This window comes from Microcystis sp. LEGE 08355 (assembly GCF_015207185.1).
Taxonomy (GTDB): Bacteria; Cyanobacteriota; Cyanobacteriia; order Cyanobacteriales; family Microcystaceae; genus Microcystis; species Microcystis panniformis.
The window spans coordinates 1-24,751 of record NZ_JADEXI010000009.1 but is presented as its reverse complement, the minus strand read 5'-3'; the positions used below and the strand labels follow the sequence as shown (position 1 = coordinate 24,751).

General features: G+C 40.2%; 19 protein-coding genes and 1 pseudogene. 13 read left to right on the top strand and 7 right to left on the bottom strand.

The features are described 5' to 3' along the window. A partial coding sequence (locus IQ242_RS00965; RefSeq protein WP_193958708.1) for an ATP-binding cassette domain-containing protein occupies positions 1-1,676 on the bottom strand: 1,676 nt, incomplete at its 3' end. Between the two features lie 196 nt (positions 1,677-1,872). Here IQ242_RS00965 and sir point away from each other — a divergent pair. From sir to IQ242_RS00925, 8 genes are all read left to right on the top strand, one after another. Further along, on the top strand, positions 1,873-3,810 hold the full coding sequence (sir, locus tag IQ242_RS00960; protein WP_193958707.1) for a sulfite reductase, ferredoxin dependent: 1,938 nt from the start codon (positions 1,873-1,875) through the stop codon (positions 3,808-3,810). 129 nt (positions 3,811-3,939) lie between these two features. Then, positions 3,940-5,199 carry a DUF262 domain-containing protein gene (locus tag IQ242_RS00955; RefSeq protein ID WP_193958706.1) on the top strand — a complete coding sequence of 420 codons (1,260 nt, stop codon included), beginning with the start codon at positions 3,940-3,942 and terminating at the stop codon, positions 5,197-5,199. A 2-nt stretch (positions 5,200-5,201) separates the two neighbouring features. Then, complete coding sequence (locus IQ242_RS00950; RefSeq protein ID WP_193958705.1) at positions 5,202-6,281, top strand: MAE_28990/MAE_18760 family HEPN-like nuclease; 1,080 nt, start codon at positions 5,202-5,204, stop codon at positions 6,279-6,281. 320 nt (positions 6,282-6,601) lie between these two features. Beyond that, positions 6,602-6,712, top strand: coding sequence for a transposase (locus IQ242_RS00945; protein WP_370582930.1), 111 nt, complete (start codon positions 6,602-6,604; stop codon positions 6,710-6,712). A 444-nt stretch (positions 6,713-7,156) separates the two neighbouring features. Then, a complete protein-coding gene (locus tag IQ242_RS00940; protein ID WP_002757875.1) occupies positions 7,157-7,465 on the top strand; it encodes a DUF6679 family protein in 309 nt (102 codons plus the stop codon). A gap of 282 nt (positions 7,466-7,747) precedes the next feature. Continuing rightward, on the top strand, positions 7,748-8,209 hold the full coding sequence (locus tag IQ242_RS00935) for a cupredoxin domain-containing protein (protein WP_193958704.1): 462 nt from the start codon (positions 7,748-7,750) through the stop codon (positions 8,207-8,209). Beyond that, the gene (gene cax, locus IQ242_RS00930) at positions 8,206-9,291 is read left to right on the top strand and encodes a calcium/proton exchanger (RefSeq protein ID WP_002735957.1); all 1,086 of its coding nucleotides are present in this window, start codon (positions 8,206-8,208) and stop codon (positions 9,289-9,291) included. Before IQ242_RS00935 ends, cax begins: the two co-directional genes overlap by 4 nt. A 43-nt stretch (positions 9,292-9,334) precedes the next feature. Continuing rightward, positions 9,335-10,954 (top strand): S8 family serine peptidase, encoded by a 1,620-nt coding sequence (locus tag IQ242_RS00925; protein WP_193958703.1) that lies wholly within the window; start codon positions 9,335-9,337, stop codon positions 10,952-10,954. Between the two features lie 88 nt (positions 10,955-11,042). On the opposite strand, the gene IQ242_RS00920 is transcribed toward IQ242_RS00925, so the two are convergent. From IQ242_RS00920 to IQ242_RS00895, 6 genes and pseudogenes are all read right to left on the bottom strand, one after another. Next, positions 11,043-12,311, bottom strand: coding sequence for a DNA cytosine methyltransferase (locus IQ242_RS00920; protein ID WP_193958702.1), 1,269 nt, complete (start codon positions 12,309-12,311; stop codon positions 11,043-11,045). Between the two features lie 194 nt (positions 12,312-12,505). Then, positions 12,506-13,144 carry a HEPN domain-containing protein gene (locus IQ242_RS00915; RefSeq protein WP_193958701.1) on the bottom strand — a complete coding sequence of 213 codons (639 nt, stop codon included), beginning with the start codon at positions 13,142-13,144 and terminating at the stop codon, positions 12,506-12,508. Between the two features lie 14 nt (positions 13,145-13,158). Beyond that, a complete protein-coding gene (locus tag IQ242_RS00910; protein WP_193958700.1) occupies positions 13,159-14,400 on the bottom strand; it encodes a DUF262 domain-containing protein in 1,242 nt (413 codons plus the stop codon). Positions 14,401-14,488: 88 nt separating this feature from the next. Next, a complete protein-coding gene (gene guaA, locus IQ242_RS00905; RefSeq protein WP_193958699.1) occupies positions 14,489-16,114 on the bottom strand; it encodes a glutamine-hydrolyzing GMP synthase in 1,626 nt (541 codons plus the stop codon). 521 nt (positions 16,115-16,635) lie between these two features. Then, positions 16,636-17,979: pseudogene (locus IQ242_RS00900) on the bottom strand (IS1380 family transposase); the annotation flags it as partial. Between the two features lie 287 nt (positions 17,980-18,266). Further along, entirely contained in the window at positions 18,267-20,318 is a 2,052-nt protein-coding gene (locus IQ242_RS00895) for an NAD(P)H-quinone oxidoreductase subunit 5 (protein WP_002802520.1), read from the bottom strand. Positions 20,319-20,689: 371 nt separating this feature from the next. Between IQ242_RS00895 and IQ242_RS00890 the strand changes: the two genes are divergently transcribed. The 5 genes from IQ242_RS00890 (at position 20,690) to IQ242_RS00880 (ending at position 24,603) form a co-directional block, all read left to right on the top strand. Further along, positions 20,690-21,676 carry an AAA family ATPase gene (locus IQ242_RS00890; protein WP_123230585.1) on the top strand — a complete coding sequence of 329 codons (987 nt, stop codon included), beginning with the start codon at positions 20,690-20,692 and terminating at the stop codon, positions 21,674-21,676. A gap of 14 nt (positions 21,677-21,690) precedes the next feature. Then, positions 21,691-22,449, top strand: a complete 759-nt coding sequence (locus tag IQ242_RS25680; protein WP_228020747.1) for a hypothetical protein — start codon at positions 21,691-21,693, stop codon at positions 22,447-22,449. A 1-nt stretch (position 22,450) separates the two neighbouring features. Next, on the top strand, positions 22,451-23,548 hold the full coding sequence (locus IQ242_RS25675; RefSeq protein WP_228020746.1) for a S8 family peptidase: 1,098 nt from the start codon (positions 22,451-22,453) through the stop codon (positions 23,546-23,548). A gap of 24 nt (positions 23,549-23,572) precedes the next feature. After that, positions 23,573-24,184, top strand: a complete 612-nt coding sequence (locus IQ242_RS25670) for a hypothetical protein (RefSeq protein WP_228020745.1) — start codon at positions 23,573-23,575, stop codon at positions 24,182-24,184. Positions 24,185-24,402: 218 nt separating this feature from the next. Beyond that, on the top strand, positions 24,403-24,603 hold the full coding sequence (locus tag IQ242_RS00880; protein ID WP_002765629.1) for a hypothetical protein: 201 nt from the start codon (positions 24,403-24,405) through the stop codon (positions 24,601-24,603). Positions 24,604-24,751: the final 148 nt, after the last annotated feature.

Below are 24,751 nucleotides of genomic sequence, written 5' to 3'. Positions count from 1 at the left end.
TTTTTGTCCCCTAAAACCATGGCCATTAAGAAAATTCCAATCGGGGCGGTTAATAGGTATAAAATTAAACTAAATTGATCACGGATAATTAACTGGCTATAGCGTTGACATAAAACCTGTAGTTGTGGCCAAAAAGATTGTTGAACCTGTTGCGGTTTACTATGATTTTGCTGAAATATTTTACCGATTCTTGCTTCAATATTATTTTTGTAGTAGTCGGATTGTTGGAAACGTTGACATTCTTGCTCAACTTTTTCGCTAGTTTCTAGATGAATATAAATATCGGCAAAATCCCCCTGAGGTAAAGAGAAAAAATTTAAGGCCTCCCCCGGAGAACCAAAATAACATAAATTGCCCCCTTGACCGAGAAAAACTAATCGATCGCAGAGATTGATATTATTAGTAGCATGGGTGACTAGGAGAATTGTTCTGCCTTCTTTGGCCAATTTTGCCAGCAATTCCATCATCTTTTTATCTAAACCGGGGTCTAATCCCGAGGTGGGTTCATCTAAAAAGAATAATTTGGGATTAGCTAATAATTCTACCGCAATACTCACCCTTTTTAATTGACCACCGCTTAAGTCTCTGACTAAAGTATTTCTTCTTTCTAACAATTCCACCTGCTGCAGGGTTTTCTCGATCACTTCTTGGCAATTAAGATCGGGAGGTAGCCTTAATTTAGAAGCATAATATAACACTTCTCCCACGGTTAAATCCCTGTGAACGATATCGTATTGGGGAACATAACCGATGTGGGTGCGATAGATATTAAAATTCTGGCGCAGCTCTTCCCCATTCAGATAAACAGTTCCCGAGGTGGTGGGTTCAATTCCTAATAAAGTCTTTAATAAAGTCGATTTTCCCGCACCACTTCCCCCGACAATTGCCACTAATTGACTCGGTTCGATCGGTAGGGAGATATGATTGAGAATTATTAAAGGTCGTTTCTTTTTATCCCGCACCATCCTGACGATATTTTCGGCATCCAGACGGATATTATCCCCTGTATCTAATAAAACTAAGTCATCTCCCTGCAACCGAAAACTATAGGGGCCGATTCTCACTGTACAACCATTAGTTAAAATGGCACTACCCGATACTTTTTGTCCGTCGATAAAGACTCCATTGGTGCTTTTGTCGTGGAGAATATAACGATTTTGGTTATCGCTGTCGATAATCGCGTGTTGTCGGGAAATTGTCGGAGCGTCTAAAACCACAGTGGCAGCCTTATCTCGTCCTAAAACTACACTGCGATTGCTTAGGGAAACCGATTTAAAAGCTAAAGGTGGGCTTTTTACCTGTTGGTTAGGATGATAATAGGTAATCTTGACCGAATTTTTGACATCTTGACCGATATTAATCTCATCCCCATTTTGTAAAAGATAGCCATCTTTGGGAGTAATCACGCGATTATTGATAAAAAGTTGATTGGAACTAGGATTAGTCCCGTCTCCATCGTAGATATAGTAATCATCTCCCTGACGACGAAAACAAGCTTGTACTCGACTCACCACCGTCCAGTGTTGGGGAACAACTAAATCCACCTGTTGACCATCCCGCCCCAATTTATAATTAGGACGACTCAGATTAATAGAAGGGAGAATTTCTCCCTGATTGTTAAGAATAATGTAGGGTTCTTGACTAATAACCGTTTTAATGTTAGGAGAATTGGTCATAAAAAGTCGATCGGTAGATGGCGTTCGCGGGGGACAGTAAGAAGCTAAGATAGAATTGATGTCTCGATCGCTACTGTTAACCTCAGAGTCTGGAACGAACTCTAGAGATCATGTTAGTAAAACTTCTTAGGATCGATCGAGCTTGTCTAAATTCCTATTCCTAAGACCTATCCACAGGTTATCGTGCTGTTAGACGATGGTTACAACTCCTATTTCTCCTACCGCCAAGGTTTCTAAAGTCGAAGGTATCAAAGAACGCAGTAATTATCTACGAGAACCTTTGGCCAGTGAACTCCTCGAAGATACAACCCATTTTACCGATGCGGCGGTGCAGATCCTCAAGTTTCACGGTTCCTATCAACAGGATAATCGCGACAATAGAGCCAAAGGTCAAGAAAAAGACTATCAAATGATGTTGCGTACCCGCAGTCCGGGGGGGTTTATTCCCGCGCAACTATATCTTACCCTCGATAGTTTGTCCGATCGCTACGGTAACGGCACTTTACGCGTGACAACCCGCCAAGGCTTCCAATTACACGGCATTTTAAAGAAAAATCTCAAAGCTACCCTCGGGGAAATTATCCGCAGTATGGGATCCACTTTAGCGGCCTGTGGTGATGTTAACCGCAATGTCACCGCACCGCCAGCCCCCTACAAAAATCGCCCCGAATACGGCTATGCTTGGGAATATGCCAATAATATCGCCGATTTGCTCACTCCCCAAACTGGCGCTTACTACGAAATTTGGCTCGATGGCGAAAAAGTTATCAGTGCAGAAGAAGCGCCAGAAGTCAAGGCATCGAGACAAAAAGATACAAATGGCATTAACAAAAAGGATCCGATCGAACCGATCTACGGTCAACATTATATGCCCCGTAAGTTCAAGATCGGTGTCACCGTGCCGGGAGACAACTCCATCGATATCTACACCAATGACCTCGGTTTGGTGGTGATTACCGACGCAAACGGTCAATTACAGGGTTTTAACATCCTTGCGGGGGGTGGACTGGGAAGGACTCACAATAAGGAGGAAACTTTCCCCAGAATGGCCGATGCGATCGGTTATGTGGACAAAGAAGATGTGTACGATCTGGTAAAAGCGATCGTGGCAACCCAAAGGGATTACGGTGATCGCGGCGATCGTCGTCATGCGAGAATGAAATATATCCTCGAAGAATGGGGAGTAGAAAAATTCCGCAGCACTGTTGAGGGTTATTTCGGCCAAAAAATTGCCCCCTACCAACCCCTCCCCGATTGGAAATATCAAGACTTTTTGGGATGGAATGAACAGGGAGACGGAAAATTATTTTTTGGTCTTTCTGTGGAGAATGGCCGGGTCAAAAATGAAGGCAGTTTTCAGCTAAAAACCGCCTTAAAAGTGATTATCGAGCGTTTTCAGTTGCCCATGCGCTTGACGGCTAACCATAATATCATTCTCTACGAAATCGAACCCAAGGATCAGCAAGCGATCGAGGCGATCCTGAAAGAACACGGAATTATCACCAATCCCGCCGAAATTGACCCTTTAACCCGTTATTCCATGGCCTGTCCTGCTTGGCCTACCTGTGGATTAGCGATTACTGAGTCGGAAAGAATCTTACCCAGCGTGATTGAACGCATTCGCACCCTGCTTAATCGCTTAGGATTATCCAAAGAGCAATTTGTCATCCGCATGACAGGATGTCCCAATGGCTGCGCGCGTCCCTATATGGCAGAATTAGGATTTGTGGGTAGCGCTCCCAATTCCTACCAACTCTGGTTGGGAGGAACAGCCGATCAAACTCGACTAGCGCGCCCCTATTTGGATAAAATGGCGATCGATGATCTAGAAAAGGTCTTAGAACCGATTTTTGTTTACTTCCAACAGGATCAACAAAATAACGAAACCTTCGGAGAATTCTGTCATCGAGTCAATTTCCCTGCTTTACAAGCATTTTCAGCCACCTACACACCTAAAATGACCGAAACTACTACTACTGAATCAAAACCCAAACGCGTGCGTAAAAATCAAAACCGTGTCAGCGTCCCCGATGATATGTTTGTCCGTCTCAAGGAAGCTTCGGAAACGGAAAAACGGCCGATGAATCAAATCATCAATGAGGCGCTAGAGGCCTATTTCAGCCAAAAATCCTAATCAGTTATCAGTGACCAGTTGTCAGTGACCAGTTGCCAATTGAAGAGAATTAACTTTTGAGAGTTATCTGGGAAGATTACCAATAACTCTTAATTCTCGTATATATCCTCAGTCTATGCTTAAAAATGAATGAGGGAAGTCCGGTCATATCAATTTGTACCCCTCTGGTGGGAAATTATGACAATCTCACAAACTAAAACAAATCCTTGGCAAAAACGTTCCCGAAAGGATGTTAAAAAATTATCAGATAATGAAATTAATGAAAAATATGAACAAGGTGAACGAAGAATATTATTAGAAATGAATCGAGAAAAGTTGCCTAGTTTTGCTGAGTCTTTAAATAAACCTAACTATGTGAAAAAGCGTCCTTTCTATCAGAGACGGGATCGCTGGGACGCACAAAAACAATCGAGACTGATTGAATCTTTTTTGATGAATATTCCCGTACCTCCTCTGATTCTCTATGAAACTTCCTATAACTCCTATGAAGTAATAGATGGTCAACAAAGAATCACAGCAATTGAGAATTTTTATAATAACAAATTAAAATTAACAGGGTTGGAGATCTGGCCTGAATTAGAAGGAAGAACCTATGAAAGTCTTCCTGCAAAAATCAAAGATGGTATCAATCGACGCGCCATTTCAACTATAGTTGTTATTACCGAGTCTCTATCGGATATAGAGGAAGCTTTATCTTTAAAACAACTGGTTTTTGAACGCCTCAATACAGGAGGTGTATCTTTGAGTCGCCAAGAAATAAGAAACTGTCTTTACTCTGGGAAATTCAATGAACTTTTATTAAAGCTTTCTGAGAATACTATTTTTGCTAAAGCTTGGGATATTCCTATTAATGATAAAGAAAAACTTAAAGAAAGTGGATTTTATAAAAAGATGGAAGATGTAGAATTAATCCTACGTTTTTTTGCCCTGAGGGATATTGATCAATATACTGGTAATTTATCTAAATATCTGGATAATTATATGATGAAAAAAAGTCTTAATTTTTCCGACGAGAATATCCAAGAGTTCGAGCGAGTATTTAACCAAACTATAGAGTTAGTATCTAGCATTTATCAGGATCAGTTATTTAAGCCTTTCGATAGTAAAACCAAAACACATAAATCGAAAGCTTATAAAGTTTACTATGATGCAGTGATGATCAGTTTCAGCAACCATTTATCTGATTATCAAGAATTAATTACTAGAAAATCAGCGATAATTGATGAAACTATCAGCTTATTTACTCAAGATTCCCAGGGAATTACTCATCAAGATAAAAAATTAAAAAAAGGACTTTTCACCGGAGAAGGGGATACCAAAGATGATTTTAAAGCTCGTATTCAAATTTTTGATTCTCTGATTCAACGAGTTCTTAAGCAGAGTATTTGAGAATGTTTGAAGGACTTTTAAATAACCTAAAGGATGAGATAAATACCATTCAATCAATAATTAATATCAGTGAAAAACTTAGAGAAATTATTGCGGATAATCCTTCACAACTCAACACAGAAGACTTAAAATATCTTCAAGCAAACGCTCCTCTAACAAGAAAGTGGCTAGTTAACGATCATTGTTCATCTATCACAAGGTTATATGCTCTTTACGAAAATTTTGTCGAAAATCTAGTAAGAGATTGGATTATTTTGCTGCCTCAATTATATAGTTGCTATCAAGATTTACCTGAATCTGTAAGAAATCAGCATCAGACTGGTTGTGCTACATTACTGAGCAATGAAAATAAAAGAAATCGCTTCGATTCTCTTTCAGAGAGGGACATTATCAAAAATTTATTTGATACTGAATACCAAAATACAAGCAGATATAATCTCACATCAGCCGCTTTTTTGTTACATGAAGCTAATCTTAGAAAAGAGCAATTAACCAGACTTTTAGCCAATGCTGGCATATCTGCAACTGATTCTTGGCAATGGATAGAAAATCATAAAAAAGTTAAGAATTTTATTGACAATAATAGTAGGGGTAGTGTGGAAAATGAATTAAAGAATTTTATAGAACTTCGTAATAATTCTGCTCATGGTAAAGAAATAGATACCGTTCTTAATGCCAATGAGTTACTACAATTATGTGATTTTGTCGAAGCTATATGTCAAGCTATGAGTGAATTAGTTCTTTATTGCTTTGTTGATAGGAAGAAAAAGATAGGAAAGCTTCAAAAGATCGGTAAAGTTGTCAATTGGTATCAACAGCAACAAGCTTGCGCTATCAAAATATCAGATGAGCCACAGGAACCCAATAAAAGACTAGAAGTTGGTAAAAAAGTTTTTTTAGTCAGTGAAAATAAAAAAATATGTCAAAATGCTATTATTGAAAGTATTCAAATTAATAAAAATGGCAAAAATACCCCTCGCCGAAGAATTCCAATAAGAGAGATAAAAGATTCTGAAATAGGCTTAAAATTTGACAAAGAAGGTCAAAAAGGATTAGAAGTTTATTTAGTTATTTCGGAATGATTGAAATGAATATAGCGTTTCTGGTAAATGTGAATTATAACCAGATTTGGCATCGTCTCCCCACTCCCCAACCGAGGGTGAGCGCATCTCAAACGCTATTGACAATTGACCAATTTTGTGATCTGCGTGGGCATTTCAAGTGATACCAGTCAATCAGAATAGTTACGAACTCGACCGATTTGGTCGATTTTTGCTTAACAATTGAGATGGCAAATTCTCCTCAAATATGCCTGAATCGTGGGTAAGCAACTCACATAAAGTTCATTTTGTCAAGGCTCCTTAAGATGCGCTTACCCTGAAGTAGCTATAAGCTCACAGCCATTTTTTATTTATCGGCCAACGGAATCAAGTGGCGAGCGATGCCCCATGACTTGCCAAGATGGCAGAGCGTCTATAGCTATTTTTCGGGGTTGGAAAGGGGACGGTACTGATAGCATTTTTCAAAAGTAATGGCAGATATGGTTAATTGCCCTCACCCCCAAACTCCCCCTGCCCTAAGGATGTGGGGGGTGGAGGGGCGCAAGAGGGGAGTAGGATACCTGCCATGAATAAAGAAAAATGGCATAACCTCATCCCTAAACCTTATTCCCGATTCCATCCAGGAATACTGTTAGGAAGTGAAAATTTATGTCACAATGACTCTATAAGGGCGATTTTTTAGTGATCGCCGAGGCCGTCTATTAATCGAATCGATGTCTTTGAAGAACGTAGCCCCAAACTGGAAACCTGACTTTCCTTTCCCATTCTTGCCACTGCTAGCGGAATTTTTCTCCCTTTTGTGTTATCCGCGGGAATTTTTGAGCTATTGCTGAGATTGGCATTTTGTCACTTCCCGTTAGTTGAATCCAACAAAAGAAGCTGTTTAGGAGCAATTTATGTTACACCGCAAGATTTATCAATTCTGTATGGATGGTCAGGAAGTCTGCATTTTCTTGCGCGATCAGCAAAGATGGATTGATAATGCTCGTATTGTCGATCTAGAAAGCGATCTCGTCACCATTCGCTACGAAACAGAAGAAGAAGACGAAATTAGTTCTTGGGAAGAAATGGTGCGTTTAGAAAGTATTGGTGCGGTTAGCAGAAAACTGGCCTCGGTGTCGCGGACGAATCCTGATATTAATGTCTCGGAAGATTGTCCAGAAGCAGAACAACTTTATCCCCATTCTCCCGATAGCTTAGATTAGTTTTGTCGATTTAACTGACAGTGGCTAGAAGTCCCGAGGTTTGAACAGTGGCCAAGGGACTTTTAAGGGATAGAAGGGAAAAGAGCCGGTAAGTAGAGAGGCACAATTATTTGTAGGATGGGTTAGCAGTAGCGTAACATGAGCGGGCGTTGGGTTTCATGCTTCAACCCAACCTACGTTCATTTTATATTTAATTCCACCCACTCACTTAGGAATCACCACTTGTTGTAAAATTATCGTCAAAGCCGCCAGATTTTCTCTATTATCAGCTGCAGGAGCAAAATGAATTCTAATCCCTACTTCGCTGGCCAGTATATCTATCAAAAATTTGTGGCATTAGTAATAGTTTTAATTAGTTGTTGGTTAGTGACTTTTCCCGCCTTCGCCGTGGCCGCCCCTCTAGAAGTTAAAATTAGTCTAGGCTCCGGGCAAGGAGAATTAAAATTCTTTCCTAGTCAATTAAACTTTATTGCCGGACAAAAATACAAATTAATCCTCGATAATCCCAGTCCCACTAAACATTATTTTACCGCTAAAGACTTCGCCGATGCTAGTTGGACGCAGAAAGTTGAAGCGGGAAAAGTGGAGATTAAAGGGGCAATTCACGAACTAGAATTAAAACCTAATGCACAGGCAGAATGGGTAATAGTTCCTCTCAAAACTGGTAAGTATAAATTAATCTGTACTATTCCAGGTCATGCTGAAGCGGGAATGGTGGGAGAAATCACCATTAATAACCCATGAATTTAAGAAAAATTGTCTCCTTTGCTTTCCTATTATTTATTCCCCTATCGGTGGTCGCTAGTCGTCTTAATTGGGGGGATCAAGCTATTTTTATCACTGCCGCTTTATCGATCATTCCCCTGTCAATTTGGTTAAGCACGTCTGTGGAAAGAGTTGCCGTAGTTACTGGTCCAACTTTGGGAGGATTAGTTAATGCTATCTTTGGCAATACTACCACTTTAGTTATTGCCTTAATTGCCCTAAAAAAAGGCTTGGTGGACATCGTACAAGCCAGTATTACCGGTAGTATTCTCAGTGATTTATTATTATTTATGGGCATGGGAATGCTCACGGGAGGAATTCGCTACAAAGAGCAAGAATTTAAACCGATTTTAGCCCGGGTAAATGGTTCTTCTATGACTTTAGCAGTAATAGCGATCGCTTTACCAACTTTGGTAATATATACTTCTAACGTGGTGGAAGTTGCCGATATTCTCAGTCTTTCCCTAGTCACCGCCACGGTTTTATTAATAGTTTACGGGTTAACTTTATTATTTTCCCTGAAAACCCATAGCTATCTCTACGAAGTGGGATTAAGTAACGAAAATACCCCCGATAATCAGGTTAGTGAGGAAGAAAAAGCTCAAGTCTGGATTTGGTTACTTGTGCTGCTGACTTCCACCGTAGCTGTAGCCTATGAGTCAGATTTATTTGTTGATGTAGTGGAATCGGTGATGGAAGGATTTAATCTCACTCCTCTCTTTATCGGGGTAATTTTCATTCCTTTAATTAGCGATGTTTCTGGAATAGTTACCGTCACTCAATTAGCCCTAAAAAATCAGATGGATTTAACGGTTTCCGTGGCTATGGGTGATAGTTTATTGGTGGCTTTATTCGTGGCACCTTTATTAGTTTTTATCGGTCAATTTTGGCAGCAACCGATGGATTTAAATTTTAATCCCTTTAACGTGGTGGCTTTGATTGTAGCGGTGGTTGTCACTAATTTAATCAGCTTTACCGGTCGTTCCAATTGGTTAGATGGAACCCTATTACTAGCCACCTATTTAATCTTGGCAGTGGCTTTTTATTACCATCCCACCTAGCCAAAAAAGAGACTTAGGTATTTTCTGATATTTCTGTCTTAGAATGGATCGATATCACCTTACTGCCGCAGGATTGCTGATGATGAAAAGAGGGTTTTGGTTTGTCGTCGGGTTAGTAGTAACGATAATTCTGCTTCCTTCCCTAGTTCTTTCTAATTCCATCGGTGAACAGGGAATTTATGCCGATCGCCTACGGGCGGAACCCTATAATTTATTAGGGCGAAAAATTGCCATCGGTCAAGTGGAAATCGGCCGACCGGCGCAGTTCGGTTATGATAAAGTGGCAGCTTGGCAGCCTCCCTATAAATTAGCTGGTGTTTTTTTTCGCGATCAAATTGCCAAACCCAACACCTATCTAGATAATCACGCCGCTATGGTGGCAACGATGATGGTAAGTGATGATAAAAAAATCCCCGGAGTGGCCCCAAAAGCGAGATTATATTCGGGGGCGGTAGGTTCTTTGCGACGCGGTGGACAACCGGAAGAATGTCTTACTAGCCAAAATATTGCCCGACAAAATAGCGGTGATGTGCGCGCAATTAACTTTAGTTTTGGGGAATCTTTGCAAAGAGATCAACGACAGGAACCAAAATTAGATGGTCAAGCTTTATTAACTCAATGTGTTGATTGGTCATCGCGAGTTGATGATGTTCTTTATGTAATTGCTGGTAATCAAGGTAAGGGAGGAATTCCCATTCCCACCGATCATTTTAACGGCATTACTACCGCCTATACAGCCAAAAGAGAAGGAAAATTCACTAAAGTTGATTTTGCTAATATTAGTGCTTTGCCGGTGGGTATTGGTCGGAGTTTAATTAAACGGGAAATTAATGATGGTTCCAGGCGGTCGATTAATTTAGTTGCTCCCGGCAATAAAATAGAGCTTTATGACCTCAAAGGTAAATTAAATACTGTTAGTGGCACCAGTTTCGCCGCCCCTCATATTACGGCATCGGTGGCACTTTTACAAGAATACGGCGATCAACAAATTAATCAAAAAAATCCCCATTGGAGTCTCGATTCTCGTCATCATCAAGTGATGAAAGCAGTAATGCTTAATGCTGCCGATAAAATTAAAGATAAGGGCGATGGGTTACGATTAGGTATGAGACGGACGGTCTTAACTAAAGACCAAAAAACTTGGTTAGAGTCCGATGCTTATAAAGACCCGAAAATTCCTTTAGATATGCAGATGGGGACGGGACATCTTAACACTTTTCGCGCCTACCAACAGTTTAGTAATGGTCAATGGTCCGCCGCAGAATCTATTCCTGCCATTGGTTGGGATTACGCTACAGTTACCCCTAATGGTTATCAAGATTATGCCCTAGAGAAGCCCTTAAAAGCTAATAGTTTTGTTTCGATAACTTTGGCTTGGGATCGTTTGGTAGAACTAATCGATACTAATGGCAATAATCTCTATGATCTCGATGAAAGTTTCCGAGATCGCGGCCTGAATAATTTAGATGTGTATCTTTTACCTGCCCAAGAGGATAATAATACTAAATACACCTGTGCTTCCCTGAGTGATAGTGATAGTTTAGAGCATATTTTTTGTCCTGTCCCCATCTCCGGAAACTATAAAATTCGGGTTCAATATCGTCAACAAGTTAACGAGAAAGAACAAGCTTTTGCTCTCGCTTGGTGGACGGTTCCCGAATAATAAAAATGATAGTAAATCCTGTTTAAAAAGTATAGGAGAGTGGGAAGATGGGAGCGAGTTTTTCAAGTTCGATTGGCAGTTAATCGTACTATCTCTGAGAGACACCTCGTTTTCTTTTCGGAATAACATCGTCGGGGATGCCCCAATAGTTTGATGCCTGAGACATATTATACAGCAATAATTCGGCTGACATTTTTTCTAAAATAACTCGGTTGAGATTAGCGGTATTGATATTCATTGCTTCCATCACAGCATCACCGAGTTCTTTCGATAATAGCGGAATAACTGCATTACCAATCTCACGAAAACCATGCCATATTGTGCGGTGAAACTGAAACCAATCGGGGAATGTATGTAATCTGGCGGCTTCTCGTACAGTAATACAACGAGGAATAGAATAGTGAATGGGTCTGGGAGCAGTATAGGCCCCTTTGTCACTATTAGTTCCGGCCCGGAGAGTATTACATAAACCAGTGGGAGAAAGCTTTAAAAAGCGACTTTTTGGTTCCACTGTACCCGGTTCGGTTACGATAAATCTATCAATTGATCTTTGGGTATGAACCGAGCCTATATGTCCATAGATTTTTGTATCTACTGTTCTTTGATGGCAAAGTTTAAAAATATCCCCTGGCTGCACTGAATATTTTTTCCTCTTACCACTATAATCTAATTTTGATGCAGGTATGCCTAAATCAGTATCGATAAAGGCAGGTATTAATTCTAAATCTGAAATCGCATCATAGACGCTGGTAAAAGCCGATTTTTTGGCTGAGTTCAAATCGACGGTCTTTGTCAAAGGATATTTAGCCATCGTCACGTCTTTTCGACTACCAATTAAGATTAATCTTCTGCGCTTTTGTGGTGCGCCGTATTCACTGGCATCAAGGATTTTAATTGGCTGATTAATTGTATAGCCAATAGCTTCAAATTCAGAGATTAACTCCTCTAAAAATTGTTTATGTTTACCGGTAGCCATGCCGGGGACATTTTCAAAGATAAAATATTTGGGTTTAATTTCTGCTACAATCCGCAGATATTCAAATACAAGAGAATTTCTAGGATCATCTATTTGTCGTTTACCAATCAATGAAAAACCTTGGCAGGGGGGACCGCCGGCAATTAAACTAACATCGGTGGCATAGCCTTTTAGTTTTAATAATTCCCATATTTCTCTACTTGTTACTTTGGCTATATCCCGGCAAATAGTTTGACAATAGGGAAAGTTAAAATGATGAACCAAGGAATGGACTGCATCAAACTCCACCGCTACAGCAATATCAAATCCCGCCGCTTCTAGACCAAGGGACATCCCACCGCAGCCGGCAAATAAATCGATCGCAATTGGTCTATGTTTCACCTTGATGATTAGCTCTCTATTGTCTGCCTTTCATTATACTGTAAGTAGGGAGGCACAATTATTGGTAGGATGGGTTAGCGGTAGCGTAAACTATGCGGGTGTTGGGTTTCATGCTTCAACCCAACCTACATTCTGCTTTTTATTATACTGTATTTCTGATATAATTAACACTTTAAATTTTATTAAGAGGGCAATTACTTAAGCAAGTTAGTAATCAATTGATCGACTTTCTCTAATTCTTGAATAATTTGTTTAACTCTTTCTAATTCGTCGGCAGGGTTAGGCGTTTTTTTCGTTTTTATTCCCGAAGAATGAGCGATTTCACCGCGTTCTTCTCCAAAAGTATCCATATTTAGTAACCAAACTTTATCTAAGTCATCACTATCGATGCCGATTGGTAAGAGTAATTTTAATAGGTTAGTTTCTTTAATCCCATGATTTTGATCGATAACTGATTTAAAACATCTAATCGCTTTGTCAATTTTTTTATTTATTTTCACTTTATCTTTAGGCAGATTTTTCTTACCTTTAAGAGGAGTAAGGGTGTCGGGAGGAGCTTCCATTTCTTGACCAGAAAAAGCGATTACACATAACAAAACTCGACCAGCTTTACCTTGATTATCCCAGATATTTTTTGCTGTCTGTACTGTATCCAAAACTCGATCTTCAAGATAAGATTCAATCTCAGCATGAGCAAAAACTCGATAGGCAAAAGTTAAAGCTAATTGTCTTTCAGAATATTCATTTATCTCGCTAAATTTACGAGGTAGGAATTGTCTTTTTAGTCGAGTCAATTCTCTGGTTAGTTGTCTAAATTTTAGAGATTTCGGCATAGTAAAAAAAACAACTATCTTAACCCCTTAAAAATAATACGATTGTCTTCCATCTGAGGAATATTGAAGTTAATATCTAATACTTCTGATAAAGCTTGACCCCATAAATGAAAACGATTGTAAGTTGCTCTAATACTTTTAGTAGTTTTTTCTACCGAGTTCCTAAATTCATTGTCAGGGTTAGATAATAATTCTTTAAAAGCATTTTCTATCTGTTCTTTGTTTTTCTCGGCAGCTGCTCTAATTAGATCATCGCAAAAGTAAAAAACCATCACATCTAAAATTGCTCGATTCAACTGACTTCGATACTTTCCTTCTTTATATAACCAGAGACGAGAAAAGTTTTTCTCTCCAAAAATATTAATTGTTGTTTGGACAGCTTTTTCAAATTGATCAACAACATTGATAATTTCATCTGAGCGTTTTTCCCATTCTTGATTGAAATTTTGACAGGTTTTATCTAGAAGCATCTGAACATCACCGCGATAATCAGATAAATAATAATGAAAAGCTACATAACGCAATAATATATCAGTGTCGCGCATCCGGAAATCGGGATAGGAAGATTTAAATATTTTCTTTAATGCTTGACTTTCGATCGCTCGATCATCTAAAAAATTAATAAAACCCCCTGGGTGTAATGCTTGTCTTAATTCCTGTGGAGACAAAGGGGTATTTTCCAGATTGAGACGCAGAAAAATTTTATGAAGGAAACTTTCCGTTTTCCAATTACGGATAACAATCGTGCGGATAGTTTGATTATCCAGTTGGTCTAAGAAATCATTTAAATTGAAGTCATTTTTTAGATCCTGATATTGGCAGCCATTGAGATTATCTAGAAATTCTAAATCTTTTAAAGTAAAACTATTATTAGGTGTGGCACTGTCACCATAAAACTGTAAAATTGTTAGTAGGCGTTGTTTGCCATCAAGAACGATAAATTTCCCTTTTTCCTTATTATTAGTAGCTAAGACAATCTGTGGGACTGGAAACCCTAGAATTAGGGATTCAATAAATCGACTTTTACGAGTAATATTCCAAGCATCTCGTCTTTGAAAGCGCGGATTGAGTTGAATATTTTCTCGAATTAATTGATCGCGGATCGTTGCGGTAGTCCAATCACTTCCAGCAACAACAGTCTCGGAGATTTCTTTGAGTTGTAGGTTTTTTTGGTTTGCTGATTCTCCTGCAATATCTTCTTCTTCTTCGGCAAAATCCACCGCTTCTATTTCTTCCCACATCTCTAACTGTGCCATGGTAGTAATTAATCTCCTCAATTGTCTATTCTGCAAAAATCCCGCCCCAATATTTGGACGGGAATAACGATCAATCAATAATTCAATACTACTCCCATTCTATAGTTCCGGGTGGCTTAGAAGTAATATCATAAACCACGCGGTTAACTCCCTTAACTTCATTGACAATGCGATTAGAAATTGTCTCCAATAAATCATAGGGAACCCGCGACCAATCGGCAGTCATTCCGTCTTCACTGCTGACTAAACGTAGGACAATAGGATAAGCGTAGGTGCGTTGATCTCCCATCACTCCCACACTGCGGACAGGCAATAAAACCGCGAAAGCTTGCCAGAAATCGTGATACATTCCCTGCTTATTAATCTCATCGCGCACTACCCAATCTGCATCGCGCAAAATATTTAATTTATCTGCGGTCACTTCCCCTAAAATGCGAATCGCTAAACCGGGGCCGGGGAAAGGTTGACGACGAACAATTTCTTCCGGAAGACCAATTGATCGGCCTAATTTTCTCACCTCATCCTTAAATAATTTTCGCAGGGGTTCGACTAATTTAAACCGGAGATTTTTCGGCAGTCCACCAACGTTATGATGACTTTTAATTTTAACCGCGACTCTTTCCCCGGTTTTGGGATCCACATTACTATCGGCCGATTCAATCACATCAGGATATAAAGTTCCTTGGGCCAGATAATCAAAGGGTCCCAAACGATTCGATTCTTCTTCAAACACCTGAATAAATTCATGGCCGATACGACGGCGCTTTTCTTCGGGATCCGTGACACCGGCCACTTGCGCTAAAAATCGCTTTCTAGCGTTGACATACTCGACTCTAATATGGAATTGCTCGTTAAATATCTGCATTAATCGTTCTGGTTCACCCTTACGCATGAATCCCTGATCGATAAACATACAGGTTAGTTGATCACCGATCGCTCGATGCAAGAGGAATGCTAAGGTAGAGGAGTCCACACCGCCGGATAAGGCCAATAAAACTCGCTTATCGCCCACTTTTGCCCTAATTTCTCGGATCGATTCCTCGACAAAAGCTTCCGTGGTCCAAGTGGGTTCGCATTTGCAGATATGATAGACGAAATTGCGAATTAAGGCGATTCCTCCCACAGAATGGACAACTTCCGGGTGAAACTGTACTCCAAAGAGTTTTTTCCTGTGATCGGCAATGGCCGCACAATCGGTATTATCGGTATGAGCGAGAATTTCAAAACCCGCGGGCAATTCCACGCAGGAATCCCCGTGACTCATCCAAGCGGTGGAACCGTCCTCGACATTGGTTAATAAATCGGTAGGATCGTTGATAAATAGGGATGCTTTGCCGTATTCGGCCCGTTTTGCCCGTTCTACCCTGCCCCCTAACTGCTGTACCATCAATTGCATCCCGTAGCAAACTCCGAGGATGGGTACACCTAAATTCCAAATTTCGGGATCACAGTGGGGCGCCACCGGATCATAGACGGAATTGGGACCGCCCGAAAGAATTATTCCTTTCGGGTTGATTTGGGCCAATTGTTCGGCACTGGTACGATAGGAGAGAACTTCGGAGTAAACGTTCGTTTCCCGGATTCTGCGGGCGATTAATTCAGAATACTGGGAGCCAAAGTCAAGAATGATGATTATTTGACGATTAAGGCTATTAGTGAAGGACTCTGAGGGCAAAGTCTCTTGGGGGGTGGGAAGGGGGGTTTGAGTTGTCACTGCGATCAAAAAAAGAAACTGGCAGGAAAAGGTTAAAGATTTGTGAACTAAATCGGCTATTGTTCTGAAAATAAGCTACAATGGTCTCGCCTTATTAGTTTCATTTTTTAAGACTAAATAGGGCTTGCTGAATAAATGTGAAATGTAGGCAAAGTAAGGGTTTTGGGGCTTTACGAGCGAAACAGGTGCAAGATTTTGAGAGAATCGTCGTTCAAAACCTTGCGTCTTCATCGGCCCGCGTCCTGTAGGGGCGAAGCATTCGGGCAATAACCTATCGGTGAAACCGTAGATTTTCTATCCGAATGCTTCGCCCGTACTTTTTGCCGCAAACCCTAACCTGCATTATTCATGAACCAAAAAACAAGGAACCCGAAAAACTGGATTTACATCCAGTTTTTTTTGGGGTTAAATAAGTAAGTAAAAATCCTTAATCAACCGCACAAAATTAACAATTAAAGCCTAAAAAAGCGACTAAAACTGTCATTTAGATACAATAATCCTAGGAAGGCTTGGCTTTTAAAAAAAATTAATTGAACTCCACTAGAAAGTCGCTGTGAAATTAGTCTAATTTCATAAGCAAATGGACAATGAGCTGCTAACTCAACTAATACTTTTCTGACCGAAACACTAACTTTTGCAGCAGTTTTAATAAGAGTTTCTTTTAAACGAGAAACTGTCGCCTTTGCCAATCTTGTCCCCTGTGCTGCTTGCCGAATCCCCAGCATCAAAATATAAGCAGCTTGAGATAAAAACAGACGAAACTGATTGACAATAAATTTTTGACAACTGAGTCTGTCAGCTTTGATTCCTAGTTTTAATTCTTTAATTCTATGCTCCGAACTAGCTCCTCTTTGGACATAAAAATCATCATAGAGTTCTTGGGCATCTGTGAGTAAATTGGTAACGATAAATCTGGGGTTAGCCCCTTTTTCTAACCATTCTGCCTTCATTACTACTCGTCGTGGCTCTTTCCAAGTCCCCGCCGCATAATAAACATCATCAAATAATCGGGCTTTTTCTCCCGTGCGATGATATTGTAATCTTGCTTGATCCAGAAGATAACTAATTTTTTGTTTCAAGACTGCATTACTACTATAACCAAACGCATATTTAACTTCACTGCGTTCGCAAACTTTCAAGATTTCAGGCAAGGAGAAGCCCGCATCTCCTCGTCAAATAATTCTCACTCCTGGCATCGCTTTTCTTAACCGCCAAAATAGCCATCTTAGTATCCCCGCTACCCCTTTACCTGGGTGAGAATTTCCCGCTCGAAGTTGTAGAACTAACGGGGAACCGCTCGCAGCTTCATTAATTAATACGGGAAAGTAAATATAGTGTCCATAATAACCATGAAATAAGCTTAGTTGCTGATGCCCATGAGTCAAAGCATCCCAGCCATCTATATCTAGCAATATTTCTTCTGGTTGTTGTGAATAACTTTTGAGGAATTGGTCAACAAAAAAGCGACGCATTCCTTTGATTTCTCTGTTTGTTACCTGATTCTCCCATCGACTCATCGTTGGCTGACTAGCTAATAATTCTTCTCCTGGAAGCGGAACTTTATCGCAAGCAATCTTAAAAATAGGATCGTCACGCAAATAGTTACTATCGTTGCTATCTTCATAGCCCGATGCTATTTGATAGACTCGTTGACTAATTAACTGATGTAGAGAATGTTTTACTTTACCCGGCTCTCGATTATCCTCCAAACAATCTGCTAATCCTTCACAAATTTTCAGTTGTTCTTCTGCTTGTCTAACCAGAAGTACCCCCGCATCTGAACTCAAATCAAGGCGAGAGAACTTGGCTTCTAAAGGTTTTTTGGTAAAGAAGTTTAGCGAAAGTTGAGAAGAAAACTCAGTCATGATCAACGAAAATTTTAACTCTTACTGTCCCTAACATTATAGAGTTTTTTGTCCCCTTTTTTCTGCTTTTTTAACCATTATTTTCTTTCCTGAAAGCCCAGTGACGGAGAGACAAAACAGACTGTTGTTGAGATCAAGTCGCTGTAACTTATATCTGGTAGTCGTTTCAGGTTTTTTTACCCTACTCTCATGAATAATGCAGGCTAAATTCCCCTTAAAAAGGGGGACTTAAAGCTAAAAAAAGGGGCTTTGCGCCCCCAAAAATCTTTAGTCAACCGATTAAAAATCTACACCAGACTATAGACAATTACTAAACCCAAAACTGCGGCAAAGACAATTAAAGCGTAGAATTGGGCGCGACCATTTTCCAGGTATTTAAGACCTTCACCACTGACAAGAGTAGCTAAACCGGTTAAATTCACCGCCCCATCGATAACGCGATAATCCACTTCCATAATTTGCCGCGCGAGACGACGACAACCCTGGACAAAAACCCGATCATAGAGATTATCAATGTACCATTTGTTCAGGGAAAAACGATACAAAGCGGGGAATTTTTCGGCAATAGTTGCGGGGTCAATTTTCTTCTGGAGATACATCAAAGAAGCGACAGTAATCCCGATTAAAGCAATCCCCACCGAATTACCCGCCATAATCAGAAACTCTGTCCAATCAAAAGCGTGAACTTCTTCCACCACTTCGTTAGGAACATGAATAAAACCCTCGAAGAAATTCTGCCAAGGTTTACCCACCAAACCAATTAACAAAGAAGGAACCGCCAAAATCATGAGAGGTAAAGTCATAGTAATTGGCGATTCGTGGGGTTCATGGGCATGATGGCCGTGGTTGTCTTCTTCCTGTGCTTCCGAGTCCAATTGCTTAACATTCATTGCCCCCGGTCCAAAAGCCGGAATCGCGCCCGCATTGGCTAACAGTCGCCGTTTAATCTCCTTATTAGTCCCTCTAAACTCCCCTTCAAAGGTGTTAAAGTACATCCGGAACATATAAAAAGCCGTCAAACCCGCAGTCCCCCAACCGATTAACCATAAAGCTGGGTTCGCTTCAAAAGCTAAACCGAGAATTTCATCCTTCGACCAGAAACCAGCGAAAGGAGGAATCCCACAGATGGCCAGAGTTCCCACCAGGAAAGTTAGGGCAGTAATGGGCATATACTTGCGTAAACCGCCCATCATCCGCATATCTTGCGCTAAAACCGGCTCATGACCGACCACATCCTCCATACCGTGGATGACCGAACCGGAACCGAGGAACAACATCGCTTTAAAATAAGCGTGGGTCATCAGGTGGAATAACCCCGCACTATAAGCACCAATACCCATAGCCATAACCATGTAACCCAATTGGGAGATGGTGGAATAGGCTAAACCCTTTTTGATATCATTCTGGGTGAGGGCGATACTTGCCCCTAGAAAGGCAGTAAAGGCCCCCGTCCAAGCAATTACCGTCATCGCCGTGGGAATTGGCTCAAAAACGGGATACATCCGAGCAATCAGGAAAACTCCAGCGGCCACCATGGTGGCGGCGTGAATCAGGGCCGAAATCGGGGTCGGACCTTCCATGGCATCCGGTAGCCAGACATGAAGGGGAAATTGGGCTGATTTGGCCACCGGTCCAAGGAAGACTAAAACGGCGAATAATGCCGCTAAACTGCCGGCAATGGCTCCAGAAGAGACTAATTCCTCTAGACGTTCACCCATGATATCAAACTCGAAGCTACCGGTGGCCCAGAAAAGCCCCAGCATTCCCAGTAATAAGCCAAAATCGCCGACGCGGTTGGTAACGAAGGCTTTTTGACAGGCCTCGGCAGCCGCCGGACGAGTGAACCAGAAACCTACCAGCAGATAGGAACACATCCCCACCAATTCCCAGAAAACGTAGATCTGGACGAGGTTGGGACTGATGACCAAACCGAGCATAGAACTGCTAAAAATGCTGAGATAGGCGTAAAAACGCACATAACCGGGGTCGTGGGCCATGTAACCATCGGTATAAATCATCACCAAAAAGGCTACGGTGGTGACGATAACCGACATTAAAGCACTGAGATGATCGATCGTATAACCCATTTTCAGGTGAAAGTTACCCGCCGATGCCCAATCGATCATTTGGTTGTAGGGAGCGTGTCCATTGATTTGACTCCACAGCAGTGCAAAAGACAGCACCATCGACGCACCGAGGGTAGAAATGATTAATACAGCATTCACCTGTCGCAGACGATTGGTGACTTCATTAAAGGAAATTAAGCCCGCACCGACTAGGGTAGCGCCTACCAAAGGCAGGACGGGAACTAGCCACGCGTACTGATAAAGCGGTTCCATTCAGTAATACCTAAGTTTACAACTTCACACTATTTGGTTTATCTTCATCTATTGTGACATAGGTTAATTCTTAAGAAAGTGTTTATACCTAGTTTTGCTCAATAAGGCGGCGAAAGGTCAAAGGATCTTATCGATTTGGCAGTTTAGCGAGCGGGACGGTAATTTTTAGGGAGAAGCGGGAAAATTATCGAATAGCCACGAAAGCAAGGAAACGATTAAATACGGGTTTCTCCTAGCCAATAGGACAATTTATTTAGTACAATTTAACTATACCGATCAAAATTAGTCCAAAAGGGAAATCATTCTTTATATAGTGCCTGTCACAGTTAAAATCATTGAGTATGATGGGGAGTTTAACTTAACGAGGTATCATGTCCACCGCTCGCCATATTCTAGCACTTCTAAAAAGTCATGTAGAAGGAGAAGAGCAGCAATTTTATTCTGCTGCCCTACAGATGGCTGCACACGAAGCAAGACAAGGACATGGTAAGTTAGCCCAAGAAATTCGCGAATTAATTGACCAAGCAAAGGCTAGTAAATCGGTTATTGAAAAAAAATCTGATCCAATTCCTTTAGTACAACCAAAAGGAGATTTAGCCAATCTGGTTTCGGTCAGATATCCCGATATTCGATTATCGGATATGATTTTAACCTCTGACCTTGAATTTAGACTTAAACGAGTATTAACTGAACAAAGACAAGGAAAAAGACTCAGAGAACATAATCTTACGCCTCGCCGGAAACTGTTGTTAGTAGGTCCACCGGGTTCTGGTAAAACAATGACGGCTGAAGCTTTAGCAGGAGAGCTTAAATTACCTTTGTTTACGACTTTATACGATAGTCTAATGGGCAAGTATATGGGAGAAACGGCTAGTCGTTTAAAACTGATTTTTGAGGCGATGACAATAACAAAAGGGGTCTATTTTTTTGATGAATTTGATGCGATTGGGACTCAACGTCACAATTCTAACGACGTGGGAGAAATTCGTCGCATTCTCAATTCTTTTTTGATGTTTTTAGAACAAGAGCAAGGGGATAGTTTGATTTTGGCAGCGACTAATCATCCTCAGTTACTAGACAAAGCTCTTTTTAGGCGTTTTGATGATGTAATTGAATATCAGCTTCCTGATGCCGCAATTATTCGTGAATTGATTGAATCTCGTCTTATTTCTTTTGAAATTGACTGGAAAGATTGGTCAAACATTCTTAATCAAGCCAATGGACTCGCTCAAGCTGAAATTGTCAGAGCGACAGATGACGCAGCCAAGCAAGCTGTTTTGTCAAATAGTCAGAAGGTAAGCGAAGATTCTCTGATTTCAGCTATTATGGAACGTAAGGATCTGAACTTCAATGAATAAAACCTAATCCCATAATGTCGCAACGTTCTCGCCGTCTTCCTCACTTGTATCTACGGAATAACGATAAATTTCGTAAAAGCGTCAATTATACTTCACCGCGCTCATTTAATTCTCTACCACCACTCGATCGGAACAGAATAGAACACGCTGCAAAATTAGAACTTGCTATTGGTGAAGCGATTACGAAAGCTCGTCAACAATTAGAATCCCGTTTATCGGAAATTGCCGTCGGACAACCCGGATTATATTTAGAATTTCAGGTAACAAAAGATCAAGCGAATGCTTTTGACAGCTTAGAAAATAAAACTAAAAAAATTGAATTAGTTGCTGTTAAGCCTTCTACTGACCAAGAAGACACAGTTAAAGCTACGGTTTTTGTACCAGAGTCAGAGATAGAATTTTTTGAGAACAAAGTAGAACAATATCGTGATGAAGAAACAACAAAAGGAAAGCCAAAAAATGCAGCCCTAAGAACCCGACTAGAAAACGTTGAAATTGGTACAGTTCAATCATTATTTACTGATGATCCTGCTTTATTTCCTCAGAATGGACAATCAATATGGTGGGAAGTATGGTTACGTCGTGGACAACTTGAAGACTTCCAAACCATTGCTCAAAGACTCGATATTATGACTAAATTTCATATACATTTTCCCGAAAGAACTGTTACTTTAGCTATGGCTAATGTAGAAAAAATACAGCAAGTTCTTCAAAATTCTGATACGGTTGCAGAATTAAGAATTGCTAAAGATACGCCTTTCCTTTTTTCTTGATATGAAATTAATTGAAAAGGAGGAATGGGTCGAGGATTTATGGAATCGAACTTTACCTCCTAGAGATAATGCTGTTGCTGTCTGTCTTCTTGATTATGGAGTTAATAGACGACATAAACTGATTGAAAAAGGTCTTGATAGTAGTGATTTATATACTTGTGATCCTAATTGGGGAACTCATGATCCTCATAATACACATGGTACAGAAATGGCGGGTTTAATTCTTTATGATGATTTATTTAATGCTTTACAAACACAAGGATATATAACGCTTATTCACCGTTTAGAATCAGTTAAAATTCTCCCTCCTGTCGGACAAAATGATCCTGAACTTTATGGCGCAATTACAGAGCAAGCAGTCTCTCGTCCAGAAATACAAAATCCCAAGCGAAAACGTATTTTCTGTATGGCTGTAACTAGCGAGCAGCCATCACCAAATTATGGAACTCCCTCCTCATGGTCAGCAGCAATAGATCAACTATCTTTTGGTGAAGATAATTTTAAGCGATTAATCATTATTTCAGCAGGAAATATCAGAGAAGAAATATCTTTATCTGATTATTTAACCCGCAATGATGTGGCAACAATTGAAAACCCAGCACAAGCTTGGAATGCTCTTGTTGTGGGAGCTTACACTGAAAAAGTTAATATCAGTCATCCCGACTTTCACGGTTGGCAACCTGTAGCTCCTTGGGGTGATTTATCTCCTAAAAGTTGTACTTCTGTTTCTTGGGAAAATCAATGGCCAATTCGTCCTGATATTGTTTGTGAAGGGGGAAATTATGCCTCAGATGGGGAAAATTATGCACAAATGATTGACGATTTATGCTTATTAACAACTGCTCATAGTCATAACTATAAATTGTTTACTTATATGTGTGATACCAGTTGTGCAACTGCACTCGCTAGTTATATGGCTGCTCGAATTCTTTCAGAAAATCCCAAATATTGGCCAGAAACAATACGCGCTTTAATCGTTCATTCAGCCGAATGGACTGTTAGGATGATAGCTAATTTTCCAAAGAAATTGAAGCAGCAAGATAAAAAAAATTTGATTCGTCGCTATGGATATGGTGTTCCTGATTTAGACAGAGCTTAAAAAAGTTCAAATAGTGACTTAACAATGGTTATTGAAGATCAATTGACACCTTTTAAAAAAGATGGTAGTGTCATTAAAACAGACAAAATGAATCTTCATAGCTTACCCTGGCCAAAAGAAAAGTTAGAAGAATTAGGAGAAGCCAAGGTAGAACTGAGAGTAACTTTATCGTATTTTATAGAACCTAATCCAGGGGAGCGAGGTTATAAAAGAAAACACCATTATGCCTCTTATGGACTCAGATTTCAAGTAAAAAAACCTTTAGAGACCGATGACCAATTTCGACATAGAATTAATAAAGCTACCAGAAAAGAAGAAAAAAATATTTCTGGCAGTAAAGAGGAAGATAACTGGTTTTTGGGTCCTTATTTAAGGAGTCAAGGTTCACTTCATTCTGATATATGGACAGGAACGTCCGTCGATTTAGCAAGTAGAGGAATGATAGGCGTTTATCCTGTTGGTGGATGGTGGAAAGAACAAATACAAGAGGAACGCCATGATCAACCTGTTCGCTATACATTAATTGTAACGATTCGAGTACCAGAAATTGAGTGTGATATTTACACCCCTGTATCTAATTTAATTTTAATCAGTCAAGATACACCCACTAACATACCAATAGAAACAGAGATTTAATCTTTACATCGAACTTCATCCATTAAATATATCTCAGGAATTGAGAAAATTGGTAACGATTCTCTGTCAGTTTCCCTACCAACTTTTTCACCTTCCCTCCCCAACAATCCAACTTAATCAGCGTGATTCGGACATGGCTAGAGGAAATAGAGGTGTAGATGAACTAAAAAGTTAGTCAATAGTGGGTAAAATGTTTGTGTATAGGACATTTTTTCCCCATGACTAAACCCTTAGACTCCCTGAAACAGCCCAATCCCTCGGAAAAAACAGCCCCTAGAGATGATTGGTTAGATAGCGAACTATCTCGTTTAGAAGATTATGAACCTTACGATTGGGGAGAAATAGATCCCTTAATGTTAGGCAAACCCGTACAATATGTTTCTAGTATTGGCTTAGTTGTCGAGGGTGGCAAAGATTAATGTCCGATCCGATAGTTGTTGGAGATGTGGTGATCGCCAGATTCCCGACGCAAAACCCCCAAGGCAGAGAACAGGAAGGAATTCGTCCCGCTTTAGTTATTGGAGTTCCTCAAAAGTTGGGCATTCCTCGTTTTCCTCTGATTATAGT